Source organism: Vibrio sp. MACH09, assembly GCF_033238805.1.
In the GTDB taxonomy this organism is placed as follows: Bacteria; Pseudomonadota; Gammaproteobacteria; order Enterobacterales; family Vibrionaceae; genus Vibrio.
Window position 1 is genome coordinate 2145077 of sequence record NZ_BSFZ01000001.1, and the last position, 12686, is coordinate 2157762.

Genomic DNA, 12686 nt, shown 5'->3' on the forward strand with positions numbered 1-12686 from the left:
GGCTGAACTTACTTGTTATAAAACTCTTTATACCAAGCGACAAATTCAGCAACACCTTGCTTAATGCCCACTTGAGGTTTATAACCTGTCGCAGCAAACAGATCCTCAGTATCAGCGAATGTTTTGTAAACATCCCCTGCCTGCATCTCTCTAAAGTTTTTCTTCGCTTCAATACCCAACGCTTGTTCTATCTCTGTGATAAAGTCCATCAAGTTTATTGGGCTACCATGGCCGATATTATATACCTTATACGGTGCAGAACTGCTGGCTGGTGTCCCGTTCTCAACGGTCCATTGTTCATCTCGCTGCGGAATAACATCAGCAATTCTTACTACTCCTTCAACAATATCATCAACATAGGTGAAGTCGCGCCACATATCACCATTGTTATTAATATCTATGGTTTCGCCATCTAATATACGTTTAGTGAAGATAAATGGTGCCATATCTGGACGCCCCCATGGGCCATAAACAGTAAAGAAACGCAGCCCTGTCGTTGGTATGTCATAGAGGTGAGAATAGGAATGTGACATTAGCTCATTAGATTTTTTTGTTGCCGCATACAGAGAAACCGGATGATCAACAGAATCTGATGTTTTAAATGGTGTACTCGCATTTAACCCATATACTGAACTTGATGAGGCATATACTAAATGCGCAACTTTCTCTGCTCGGCACCCTTCTAAAATATTTAGATGGCCAGTTAAATTACTCTGAGAATATGCATGTGGGTTCTCAATAGAATATCGAACACCTGCTTGTGCAGCTAAGTGAATAACTTTATCAAATTTCTCTTTTGCAAATAATTCCATCACCGATTGCGTGTCGGAAATATCTAAGTTCAAAAAAGTAAAATTGTCATGCATTATTCTATCTAAACGAGCATGCTTTAACTTAACGTCATAATAGCTATTGTTATTATCGACACCAATAACTTGATGCCCTTTTTTGCACAACTCTTCTACCGTCTTCGAACCGATAAACCCAGCGGCACCTGTAACTAAAAATTTCATTTCAATCCTCAATCAATATCCGAAGTAAGCAACTTAAATTGCCCTATTTGATACCAAGCAATAATATAACCATTCACAATATGCTTACTCTGCGAGAATGTATTGGTTTCGACTTATGTAACCAATCAAGTGAGTTTAATTGTACAAGCTTCAAAATATTAAGAAACCATCGAATCTAAGATTATTTACTAAAAATTAATTAATATAGCAAATAAATATAAAGTAATACCTTGATCCAGAAAAACATTAAGCATACGATGGTTATTGTTGACATTTCGTTAACATTATTTTTTGGCATTGAGTAAGTGGTATTATGAATATGGATATTCAAAAAATTGAACATGACAAGTTCCTACTTAATCGACCTAACGAACTCATCTCTCTACAGAAATGGCAGAAAACCATTAATTTACTGGCGAAAATGTATAACGCCCCCGCCAGTTTTCTTGTGCAATATACTCAAGAAGGTTTTCAAGTTACCATTTCAAGTGAGCAGCCATCGAACCCTTATCCTGCTGGTGTCATTGTCGAACCTGAAACAAATATTTTTTGCCGAAGAATCGTTGAAACCCGCCAACCTCTCTACGTTGCCAATGCTTTAGCTGACTCCTATTGGGATACAAATCCAGAAGTGCATAATGATGGTTTTCGCTCCTACTTTGGCGTTCCGGTTTTTTGGCCTAATGGCGATCCGTTTGGCACCTTTTGCGTAATGGACTACGAGGTCACCGATTATAATGGCCCCTATTTGGAACTGATTCATCAGCTAAAAGATTTATTAGAGTCAGACCTGCGTCTCGTGGAAGCATTTAAAGAAATGCAGCAACTAGCGGTTACCGACCCATTGACCATGATTAACAATCGTAGAGGTTTTTACTCTCTGGCAATGCAACGTATTCATTTGGCTAAACAGGCCGATGACCAATTGGTGCTTTTCTACATTGATATTGACCGATTTAAAGCAATTAATGATAAGTATGGCCATACTGCAGGAGACAATGTTCTTATAGCCGTAGCAAAGACGCTCACGGACTCAGTAGGCTCTTCAGATATTGTTGGACGACTCGGTGGTGATGAGTTCGCGGTACTAATGACCGTCTCTGGCGAACAAGATATCCAACAGTTTGAACAATCACTATATCAATGCGGCCGTCATGGTAATAATAATTTGTCTCTAGAGTTTAGTTTAACGCTAGGTTATATCTATGTTGATACCGACCGAGATTTTGAACAAATGCTGACAGAAGCAGACAGTATCATGTTAGAGAAAAAGTGCCGTACATAACGGTTCGGGACCTTGCTGCTTATAGGCAGTATGCGATAATAGCAATAAAAGCAGTCACAAGATAAATCTCCAGCCCACGACATTGCAATGCCATATAGCCACGCTTTAATTTCATAACACCCACAATAAGAACCACCAAAATGGTACTTCTCAAGCTAATGCGTTGATCAACGTCATTACAAATATCCAGCAACTGTTTAATGGCACTGTATTTTGTTAAATGGCTCATGTTAATTCTCCTTTATTTCTATTACATTGCTTATAATAAAGGGGTTAAAGAATAACAGAATACTCTTTCTGGTATTTAAGATACGCTAAATGGTATTAGGCACTCAGTAGAGAACTCACTATGATTCAGAACAACCAGCACAAGTATTTGGCTAAGTCTCTCTGCTGCGACAGCGTAACGCCAAACCATTATCAGCAGTCTGAACCGATCAATGTTTCAAGAACATTAGGCCAATCGAAAAACTGGATAGGTTGTGGTTATATCAATAAAAAAGGCATCGAAATCGATCACATCGACGTGGCATTTCCCTTTTACTCATTGGTCTATGTTATCCAAGGAGAAGGTCACTACTGCGATGAAAATGGTAATCGCTACCCATTAACTAAAGGCTCACTGTTTCAGCGCAGACCAGACAAACCCCACACCACTATTATCGACCCTAACAGCGAGTGGAAAGAGTATTACCTCGATTGTAACCAAGAGCTGTATCAGCACTTATGCTCATTATCTCTAATCGACAGTACCATCCCGGTTTACAACGATAAGTACAGCCAAGCTAGCATCGATAACATTGAACAGTTGATGATGTTATTGCGGACAACCAGTGAAGAAACGCTCATCGATGGTTACTTACTCTATTTGTCCATTCTAAGGGCACTATTTAGCGAACAAGATAAGCCAATCGAAAATGACGCGATCATAGAGTTAAGCTGTCGTGATTTTGAACAAAAATACGCTCATCGCTTTGATATTAGAGCATACTGTGCAAGCAAAGGTTGGGGATATGAACGATTTAGAAAAACATTTAAAAAGAAAATGGGCGTGTCGCCGAGAGAGTATTTAATTCGTAAACGGATGGACGAAGCGTGTAAAATGTTAAGGTCTACTTCTATGCAAATTTCTGAGATATCTCAACAACTTGGATACGCTTCTCAGTATGAGTTTTCTAATCAGTTTAAAAAAACATTCCATGTTTTTCCAAAGCATTATCGCAACGGAAAATAACCGTACTTTGCTGAACAATCGCGCTTTAACAAACAATACAAACTGTCTAACGTGACAGCAGATCCGATTGCCTAACCACGATGTTGCCTTGATACCAGTTCTGAATGGTGTAGGAGCGTTTCTCTAGTTTATTTAGCATTAACTTAGCCATCTCCTCTCCTACTTCAAAAGTGGCATATTTCACCGTAGTCACAGCAGGCTTACTGTAGCGCCCCTGCTCGTAATCACCATATCCTGCAATAGAGATATTCTTACCCGGTAGATAACCTAACTCTTCACAAGCGGCGATTGTACCTATCGCCATATTGTCATCGGCACACAAAATAGCACTCGGTCGCTGAGCTAACGAAAGCACCTCTTTGGCTAACCTCAGAGCCCCATCTTCACTTAGCTCACCATTTCTTACCCATCTTGGATCAACCTCTAATCCAGCTTCATCCATGGCTCGATGATAACCTCGGAAACGAGATACAGAGAGTGTCAGTTCGCTTGGGCCATCAATAAATGCGATTCTGCTGTGGCCATTTTCAATTTGCCGTTTTGTGAGTTGATAAAACACCTCTGCGTTATCGACATCCACAAAACTGTCCGCGTCATACCCTTCATCAAAACCGTGGCATATAAAAGGAAATTTACGCTCTTTGAGCATCGCAATTCGCTCATCATTTACACGAGTACGAACAACGAACAGACCATCTATCATGCCGCTATTGATAAAGTCTTGGTACACTTTGTCTTCATCTTGAAAGTCAGAAATAGTGGTTACCATGAGCTGATAATCATGTTTTGCTAAAAAGGTCGAGGCACCGGCAAGTACTTTGGAGAAAGCTGGCGAAACAAACATTCGTGAGTTTGATGGCAGAATGATGCCAACATTACGTGACTTACCAGAAGCTAACCGTTTTGCTGTTGCATTTGGTTTATATCCCATCTCATTAGCAGCATCAAAAACCTTCTTTCTGGTTTCTGGATTCACATCGCTATAACCATTCAGGGCACGAGATACTGTTGACTTAGATAGACCCAATGATTCTGCTAATTTTTTAATAGACATACTGACAAGCTCCTAACTTCGGCGCGCTGATTATATAGTAATTTGGCATCCGAGAATAACTCGATGCATATCTTTATTGAATAAAGTCATATTGGCAAGGGTTTGATAATACTCCTCCCACCCCTGTTGGTTAAAAGTTAGCTCTCGACTCAACTGGTTATGATAAAAATCGACACACTTCATCAGCCGTTTCGCACCTGAATCAATATACTCACTATTCTTATATGTTCCTTCGAGTGTAAATCTCAATAATGCCAAGGTGACTGGTGTACGACTGATAAAGCTACTAGTAAATGGATAGAGACGTTGTTTTAACTCATCAAATGGAAGTGTGTGATGCTTCGCGTAGCCACTAAACAGCAGTATACGTTCAATATCACCAAGTGCTTTTCCAGATTCAGCAACCGACATGGCTCTGCCAGCAAATGCCGCCTTATCATGGCGCATAATCAGTCCCGGTTGATGGGCATAAACTAAATGAGGTTGTTCGTTATCTCTCGCAAAGCACGACAGCAAGTAAGCTTGATCTTCTGCTCGATGGATAAAGCTTGGCGTAAAGGGCTTGAATCGAAATAGCGCATCAACCGTGATGCCGTTTGTACCTCCGGTAACATGCACTCGTTGAATATTGCGGCTTCTACTAAGGATTTCAGTTTCTGTCGAAATAGCCTGCGCCCAACGACTACAAAATAGCTGTTCAAATACGTCATACTTTCCATCAACGGGTTGTGTCACATCGGCAGTAAACAGACCTTTCTCAATATCAGACTCGTTAACTAAACCACCTGCGATCATCCCCAGATGTACCGCTTCCCCATTAGCATTAATGGCGTCACTTCCCCAGTTGGATTGTAAGAAGTGTTCAAAAGCAGAGTAACCGGTTTGCTCTATTAAAGTTTGCTGAGGAAAAACCTGATCCAAATCTATCTTGAACGTCGCTCTAAGCTCAGGATTGATGGTTTTTTGCCATAACGCAGCAATCGCTTTTAAAAAACTATAATGGCGTCCATAAGCACCATCTACACCAAATACTTGTTTTAATGCATCACTAGGATGAGGAAAACATGACAGCAACTGCTGGCAATCATTCTCGGCAAAAAGTGTCACTTGAATGTTATTTAGATTTAAATGCTGTTCTATCTCCCACTGCACATACTGCCTAGCAATCGACGCTAATGCAGGGTGCGTAACAGAAACAGACAGAGCAATGGCAACTTTCTGCTTGTCAGCAATATTCCCTCGCTGGCGTTCATACTCTATCGAACGATCCAACTGCTGGAGCCCATACAGTATTTCATTCTCTTCAGCAGGAATGCCTATCGGGATCGGATGATCATACCAATACGCTTGAGGTTGTGAAGATGCCAACACTAATTGCTGCTGCATCTCTGTCGGTAAATGCTTGGGACAATCTATAGGCACCGTTAGCATAATATTACTGGTAAACAGTATTTGTTTCGCAACGTCGGTAATTAACGGCTTGTCAGGTCTAGTGAGCTCTATACTCCGCTTCTCTAACAGTTGTTTTGCAACCAGATTGCCGTTGTCTCGACACGCGATGGCTTGTGGCGAAAACAGTGACCAGAGAGCATCAATATCATCATCGACAATACGCTGCGGTAACAAGCCGGATTCTTGTTCAATAAGCGGCAGACATTGTTCAAGCAGTTGTATCACTGGATGATGGTGATGCTGCTTTAACAGATGCAATGCCGCTTGATACTCTTTAGCTCTCTCTCCCGATTGAGTGATAAACCATGCACGGCACAGGGCAGCAGCAGTATCTTGAGCTGCTGACAGTTCAAATTGATTGTTTCGCTCAAATAAGTAGTGAGCAATAGATGCTAGCAACTGGGTCATTTGTTTATTCACAATGTTGATGATAAAAAAAGGCCTCGCACCGAAGTGAGAGGCCTTTTTTTTTATAGTCGTTCTTCTGTATCGATATCAAATAACAACACTCTGGAGAGATCCACTAACAGATCCATCTTATTGCCTTTTTCGACTTCGGAGCGCAAATCAAGTCTTGCCTTGACATTCTGCTCTCCCAGTTTGAACAGTACCTCTTTATCGAAGCCCATAGGTTCAACAAGGTCGATTTCAATATCATCAAAATCAAAAGTACGTTCCGTTTCAGAGAAGTGTGCTTTGTCATTAAAGAAGTCTGGGCGAATCCCCACTTTTACCGCTTTACCTTCACTTGTAATCTCATCATCAATAGCAACATTGACCAGCATAGAGCGTTGGATTTGATAACCTCCCACCTCTAAATAGTCATTATAAAGCGTACCATCAATGATGTTCATTGAAGGAGAACCAATAAACGTCGCAACGAAAATATTATTTGGATCCAAATAAATTTCCATCGGCGTACCTACTTGCTCGATGATACCGTCACGCATAACTACAACGCGATCCGCTAGCGTCATCGCTTCAACCTGATCGTGCGTAACATACACACTAGTGCGACCAAATTTGTTGTGAATTTGACCTATTTCAGTACGCATATGGTTACGTAATTTAGCATCAAGATTTGATAGAGGCTCGTCAAACAAGAAGCAGTCCGCATCACGAATGATGGCACGACCCATAGCAACACGCTGGCGTTGACCACCAGACAAATCTGCTGGCTTACGCTTTAAGTACTCATCCAGCTTAAGCATCTTAGAAACTTCTTCTAGACGACGCTCAATCTCTGCTTCATCCATTTTTAAACGTCTAAGAGCAAAAACAATATTCTCTTCAACCGTTTTATGAGGATATAAAGCATAATTTTGGAATACCATGGCAATATTTCGGTCTTGTGGTTCTACATGAGTGACCACCTTATCGCCAATTTGAATATCGCCAGATGTTGGTTGTTCTAAACCTGCAATCATACGTAGAGTGGTTGACTTACCACAGCCAGAAGGACCAACCAGAACCACAAACTCACCGTCCTGAATTTCTAGACTAATGTCTTTCACGACCTTCGTTTCGCCGTAGTTCTTGATAATATTTTTAAGAGAAATAGAAGCCATAATAATTAACCTTTTACACCGCCATCAGTTTTGCCACCGTCCATATGACGCATAGCAAATAAGAAACACACAATAATTGGAGCCAGAGTCAGCATAGACGCTGCCATAATGCGGTCCCAAATAGCATTCTTCGACAAAAACAGTTCCTGAAGAGCTAAAGGCAAAGTGTAGAATTCTTTAAATTGTTTTAAGAAAACAGACGCAAACAAATACTCATTCCATCCGATAATAAAGCAGTACATAAATACTGTTGCTAGCATAGGCAGTGACAAAGGTATCACTACTTTCAATATTGCTTGTCTGCGTGAGTAACCATCCATCATTGCCGCCTCTTCAAGCGCAAATGGAATCGTTCGGAAGTAGTTACCCAACATATAAAGTGCAACTGGCAACGTTTGAACAATATAAATAGCGAATAAGCTAAATATTGATCCCCACATACTGGTCGCTAATCCGACATTTACCGCCATCTGATAAAGAGGAACCATCAGTAGAACGCCACCAACCATGTAGACAAATAACACCGAACGCTGCACGACAACTTGTCCTTGAAAGCGTAGACGGCTGATTGAATAAGCCCCCATCACAGCAAAGACCAGTGAAATAATTGCCGCCCCGGCGGAAATAACAAAGCTATTTAGCATATACCGTCCGAAAGGAAAGACATCCGCACCACCACTGTATTTAGCAACAATGGCGTCTTTCTTATCTTGAGGTATTTTTGGATTCGATAGAATCTTCTGAACTGCTGCTGGCAGCTCTACTTCTTTTACTTCATTTAATCCCAACAACTCTTTATAGGCATCAAGGTTAACGACCTGAGGAATCAATGATGGGTTACCCCAATCAAATTGATGCTTCAATGATGTCGATAAGATTTGTGCGAAAGGCAGCAAGCAGAAGCTCACTAGCAACAGAATCGCCATCCAAAATCCAATTCGACTTTTTACAGTTTGTTTACCCAACATAATTGCTTACCACTTCAAAATTTTCTTAACATAGAACCAGATGAGCACACACAAGAATCCAAATTGAATAACGGATGTTGCTGCAGCTAAGCCCTGATCAATGATTCCGGTAAATGCTTGGTAGTAAGTGAATACCGGCAAAGTTTCTACATTTGGCGCAAGTAGATATACATCCTCAAATCGGTTCAAGTTCCAAATCAGACGCAAAATAATAACCGTTGCAAGAACAAAATAGATCTCAGGTAACGTCACATGGAAAAAACGTCCAACTGGCCCATACCCGTCTATTGCTGCCGCTTCATATTGATCTTTTGGAATCGATTGCAACTTAGACAAAATTAGCAAATAAGCGATAGGGAAATGTTTCCAGATATCAAAAATGATCACTACCCAAACCGCAGTCTCTGGCTCACCTATTAAGTTGGTTCTCTCTGCTGTTAGGTTTAGCACATCAACAATTAACCAGTTAAATACACCATTAACAGGGTCAAAAAGGAACTGCCAGCCAAACACCACCGAAATAACCGGTGCAAAATAAGGCATGAGTATCGCTGCACTAACAATGCCACGTCCTTTAAACGGTTCACGCATTAATAGCGCCACTAAAAGGCCAAGTAACGTGGTACCGGCAACAGTACCAAGCAGGTAGATTACTGTCGTGCCTATAGATGAATAATAGTCAGGGTTAGACAGCAATTTTGAATAGTTATCAAGTCCGACAAATAACTTATCACCATTCAACTTAACATCAAAAAAGCTAAGGTAGACGTTAAATACAATAGGATAGAGTATTAAAAGCGCGATAAAGATGATCGTTGGAGAAACTAATTTCCAACCTAATCTCGCTTCTGCTCTCTCTAATGGAGTCATGAGAATAATTCCTCTCAGGTGAGGTTAAAAGCTAACCTCAAGTGAATGCCGGCAGGCGTTACTTACCTAACGATAGCCGGCGATATTAACAATATTACTTAGCTACAATTTCTTGCATCTGTTTTTCTGCCCACTCAAGTGATTTTTGAGTGCTTTGGTCTTCAATAACAGCGCTATAAATCATACGAGGGATAACCTGCTTAGAGAAAATCTCACCCGATTTCGGGAAGGCTTTACCATCAACAACAGAGAAGTTTTTAATCGTATCGAAACCACCAACGATCTCTTTGATTGATTCCTTACCATAGCGATTGAAGATACCTTTTGGATCATCTAAGAACTCATCTGTTTCAGCGATATCACGCAGCATTGGTAGGTGTCCACCAGGCGCCATGTGTGAGTAAGCGATAACTTGATCAGGTTCATTCATGTATTCCAAGAAGGCTTTAGCTGCATCAACTTCAGCTTGATCACCTGTGTTCATCACAGAGAAACCAACCAAAGTACCGAATGTAGAAGGTGACTTCTTAGTAATTGTTGCTGCTAAACGAGTATTTTTAGATAAGTTTGGATCAAACTTAGCACCTTTAAGGTTTTTAAAGTTCTCCGTACCCAATGAACTTGCTGCAGCTTCTGCTAGCGCTAGGTCATCCATAATATAGGTAGAGTAGAAGAACATCGCCAATTTACCCTGCAAGTAGTAGTCACGTGCACGCCAAGTTTGTGGACCTGGAGGGTTGTACTGAGCCAATGTTTTGTAGAAATCTAATGTCTCTGCCTGTGCTTCAGAGTTAAAGATTAGATTACCATCTTTATCGAACTCACCCGCATCATTCGACAAAGCAAACTGAGTATAAACCTGCTCCGCGTATGCGTCTGACTTAGTACCAATCAAAATACCGTATTGATTTTGCTCCGGCTTGTAAAAATGCTTTGCAGCTTTTTCAATACTTTCCCATGTTGTTGGTGGCTCAAGACCGGCTTCTTCAAACCAGTCAGCTCGGTACCAAATACCCTGAACCCAACCACGATAAGGGACAGCAACATATTTTTCTGTGTCTGGGTTTTGGATAAGCTTCAGTGCACCTTGATAAAAACGATCTTCACCAAGAGATTTAACAACGTCCGTATTGGCATCAACATTTACAATGCCTTGGTCGGCAAAGGCTAACGATAAGTTAGACCCAACTTCTACGATATTTGGCAGAGTGTTCGATGCCGCCGCTGCCGCTATTTGAGTCGGTATTTCATTCTCATCTACAGCTACAACTTCAACATCTATTCCTGGATTTAACGCTTCAAACACGTCAGCCATTACTTCAATGGTCTGTATACGGTCTGATTGAGTTTGGGTAGTCCAATATTCAATGGTTGTCGCTTGAGCAAGGCTAGACATGGTCAGTCCTGCAGCAGCTAGTCCAAGAGTCAGAGTTTTCAATTTCATCACTATATCCTTATCTTTAGGATTCGTTATTCACTTTTCAACCACATCACTTGATATGGCTGTAGGGTTACTGTGGTCTTGACTGCGTTACCAGATAAAATATCCTTATTAAGGTTATCTAATAAACAACGTGTATCAAGCTCTACAGATTGGTTGCTAACATTTACAACCACAGCAACACGTTCATCACGTACCATGGTTATAAGTTTAGAATTGGTTTTAACTATTCTCTGTGACGCACTTGGTGCAAATGACTTCTCACCTTTGCGAACCGTTAATAAATGCTTAAATCGATTAAGAATTTTGTGGCGACGGTGGGCAGAGTCATTCAGCTCGCTTTCCACAATATCGCTATCCAGTTTTTCACGGTTAATAGCACGGTTATATCCCAGTCTTTCTAGCCCTTCAGTGTCATTGGTTGAACCCAATAAACTGTGAACGTAAATACCCGGTACACCTGCCATAGAAACGAGAATTGATTGCGCTGCCATAAAACGGTCAATATTGGTAGATTCATCCGCATCAATATTTTTTATCGCATCGTAATAGTTGATATTCAGCTCATAAGGGCTTTGAGTGCCGTCACCATTATTTTTGAATGATACTCGGCCACCATTTTTCTGAACGATATCTTTTAAATCATTAACCTGTTCAGTTGATAAGATACCTTCTACCGGACGAACACCGATGCCATCATGAGACGCAAGAAAGTTAAAGAATGTCGTTTTATCTGAACACCCTTCTAAGCTGCCCATCCACTCAACAATTTTATTACTGTCACCGGTTTGTAGAGTGTGCAGTGTCAGTGGAGGAAGCGGGAATTGATAAACCAGATGCGCTTCATTTTGGCCGTTACCAAAGTAACTAATATTGTCCACATGAGGCACATTCGTTTCGGTAATTAATTTAACCTGTGGTGCAACAGCGTCCATCACAGCTCGCATGGCCTGAACAAGAGCATGACATTGAGGCAAATGGATGCATGATGTATCCATCTCTTTCCACATGAAACCAATGGCATCAAGTCGGATAAATGATGCACCTTGCTCAGCATAAAACAGCAGCAGCTCAACGATTTTTGCAAACACTTCCGTACTGCGGAAATTCAAGTCTATCTGGTCTTCACTAAACGTGGTCCAGATATGCTTTTTACCGTTACTTGTGTCAAATGCCGTCAATAATGGTAACGCTCTTGGGCGGGTAACCGAGCTGAAATCTCTATCAGGATTCGCTTCAATAAAGAAATCTTTATACGCTTCGTCTCCTGCAAGATAGCCTTGGAACCAATCGCTAGACTGAGAAATATGGTTAATAACACCATCAAACATCAGCTCAAAATCCTCTGAGAGTGACTTTACGTCACTCCAATCACCTAAGTCAGGATTGATTTTCCAGTAATCAACGACAGAGAAACCATCATCAGAGGTATATGGGAAACAAGGCAAAATATGAACTGCTGACAGAACATCTTGTGCATTTCTATTTAAGAAATGATGCAAGGTCTGCATTGGTGCTTCACCTTTTTTCTGGATTGAGTCGCCATATGTAATCAACATAATGTCGTTCTGATCGACCCATTTCTCTTTTTTACTCACCCCAGAAAACTGTTCAATTCTATTCATTAACTCAGGCAAAAAGGTATTCAGCTCTGCTGGTGCATACACACCAGCTAGAATTTGCTGTAAATTATTTTTAAGATTTTCGCTTTTAAGCTTCATCGCTTTTTTCCACTGTATCTATACGTTAACTTTCGTCTATACGTTAACTAACGTCTCTTACCAAAATATAAAAAACCACC

General features: G+C 40.8%; 11 protein-coding genes. 2 read left to right on the plus strand and 9 right to left on the minus strand.

Translation table 11 applies throughout. The features are described from left to right. Positions 1-8 precede the first annotated feature (8 nt). Positions 9-1013, minus strand: a complete 1005-nt coding sequence (locus tag CHJ_RS09505; protein WP_171753247.1) for an NAD-dependent epimerase — start codon at positions 1011-1013, stop codon at positions 9-11. A gap of 319 nt (positions 1014-1332) precedes the next feature. Between CHJ_RS09505 and CHJ_RS09510 the strand changes: the two genes are divergently transcribed. Next, on the plus strand, positions 1333-2298 hold the full coding sequence (locus tag CHJ_RS09510) for a sensor domain-containing diguanylate cyclase (protein WP_171753246.1): 966 nt from the start codon (positions 1333-1335) through the stop codon (positions 2296-2298). Between the two features lie 19 nt (positions 2299-2317). Here CHJ_RS09510 and CHJ_RS09515 read toward each other — a convergent pair whose 3' ends face one another. Next, positions 2318-2527: a hypothetical protein gene (locus CHJ_RS09515; protein ID WP_317917545.1), complete on the minus strand. Its 210-nt coding sequence runs from the start codon at positions 2525-2527 to the stop codon at positions 2318-2320. A gap of 120 nt (positions 2528-2647) precedes the next feature. Between CHJ_RS09515 and CHJ_RS09520 the strand changes: the two genes are divergently transcribed. Further along, on the plus strand, positions 2648-3532 hold the full coding sequence (locus CHJ_RS09520) for a helix-turn-helix domain-containing protein (RefSeq protein ID WP_317917546.1): 885 nt from the start codon (positions 2648-2650) through the stop codon (positions 3530-3532). 46 nt (positions 3533-3578) lie between these two features. On the opposite strand, the gene CHJ_RS09525 is transcribed toward CHJ_RS09520, so the two are convergent. The 7 genes from CHJ_RS09525 to CHJ_RS09555 form a co-directional block, all read right to left on the minus strand. Next, entirely contained in the window at positions 3579-4586 is a 1008-nt protein-coding gene (locus tag CHJ_RS09525; protein ID WP_171753243.1) for a LacI family DNA-binding transcriptional regulator, read from the minus strand. 30 nt (positions 4587-4616) lie between these two features. Then, on the minus strand, positions 4617-6446 hold the full coding sequence (locus CHJ_RS09530) for a hypothetical protein (protein ID WP_317917547.1): 1830 nt from the start codon (positions 6444-6446) through the stop codon (positions 4617-4619). 62 nt (positions 6447-6508) lie between these two features. Further along, entirely contained in the window at positions 6509-7606 is a 1098-nt protein-coding gene (locus CHJ_RS09535; RefSeq protein ID WP_171753241.1) for an ABC transporter ATP-binding protein, read from the minus strand. A 5-nt stretch (positions 7607-7611) separates the two neighbouring features. Further along, entirely contained in the window at positions 7612-8574 is a 963-nt protein-coding gene (locus CHJ_RS09540; protein WP_171753240.1) for a carbohydrate ABC transporter permease, read from the minus strand. Between the two features lie 6 nt (positions 8575-8580). Beyond that, positions 8581-9444, minus strand: coding sequence for a carbohydrate ABC transporter permease (locus CHJ_RS09545; protein WP_171753239.1), 864 nt, complete (start codon positions 9442-9444; stop codon positions 8581-8583). 94 nt (positions 9445-9538) lie between these two features. Further along, positions 9539-10888 carry an ABC transporter substrate-binding protein gene (locus CHJ_RS09550; protein ID WP_171753238.1) on the minus strand — a complete coding sequence of 450 codons (1350 nt, stop codon included), beginning with the start codon at positions 10886-10888 and terminating at the stop codon, positions 9539-9541. Between the two features lie 26 nt (positions 10889-10914). After that, a complete protein-coding gene (locus CHJ_RS09555) occupies positions 10915-12606 on the minus strand; it encodes a sugar phosphorylase (RefSeq protein WP_317917548.1) in 1692 nt (563 codons plus the stop codon). Between the last annotated feature and the right edge of the window lie 80 nt (positions 12607-12686).

What these genes read in the sequence shown, in the direction of transcription:
- CHJ_RS09545 (WP_171753239.1), bottom strand. Translation starts at nt 9,444, where the DNA reads ATGACTCCATTAGAGAGAGCAGAAGCGAGATTAGGTTGGAAATTAGTT.
- CHJ_RS09550 (WP_171753238.1), bottom strand. Translation starts at nt 10,888, where the DNA reads ATGAAATTGAAAACTCTGACTCTTGGACTAGCTGCTGCAGGACTGACC.
- CHJ_RS09540 (WP_171753240.1), bottom strand. Translation starts at nt 8,574, where the DNA reads ATGTTGGGTAAACAAACTGTAAAAAGTCGAATTGGATTTTGGATGGCG.
- CHJ_RS09505 (WP_171753247.1), bottom strand. Translation starts at nt 1,013, where the DNA reads ATGAAATTTTTAGTTACAGGTGCCGCTGGGTTTATCGGTTCGAAGACG.
- CHJ_RS09535 (WP_171753241.1), bottom strand. Translation starts at nt 7,606, where the DNA reads ATGGCTTCTATTTCTCTTAAAAATATTATCAAGAACTACGGCGAAACG.
- CHJ_RS09520 (WP_317917546.1), top strand. Translation starts at nt 2,648, where the DNA reads ATGATTCAGAACAACCAGCACAAGTATTTGGCTAAGTCTCTCTGCTGC.
- CHJ_RS09510 (WP_171753246.1), top strand. Translation starts at nt 1,333, where the DNA reads ATGGATATTCAAAAAATTGAACATGACAAGTTCCTACTTAATCGACCT.
- CHJ_RS09525 (WP_171753243.1), bottom strand. Translation starts at nt 4,586, where the DNA reads ATGTCTATTAAAAAATTAGCAGAATCATTGGGTCTATCTAAGTCAACA.
- CHJ_RS09530 (WP_317917547.1), bottom strand. Translation starts at nt 6,446, where the DNA reads ATGACCCAGTTGCTAGCATCTATTGCTCACTACTTATTTGAGCGAAAC.
- CHJ_RS09555 (WP_317917548.1), bottom strand. Translation starts at nt 12,606, where the DNA reads ATGAAGCTTAAAAGCGAAAATCTTAAAAATAATTTACAGCAAATTCTA.
- CHJ_RS09515 (WP_317917545.1), bottom strand. Translation starts at nt 2,527, where the DNA reads ATGAGCCATTTAACAAAATACAGTGCCATTAAACAGTTGCTGGATATT.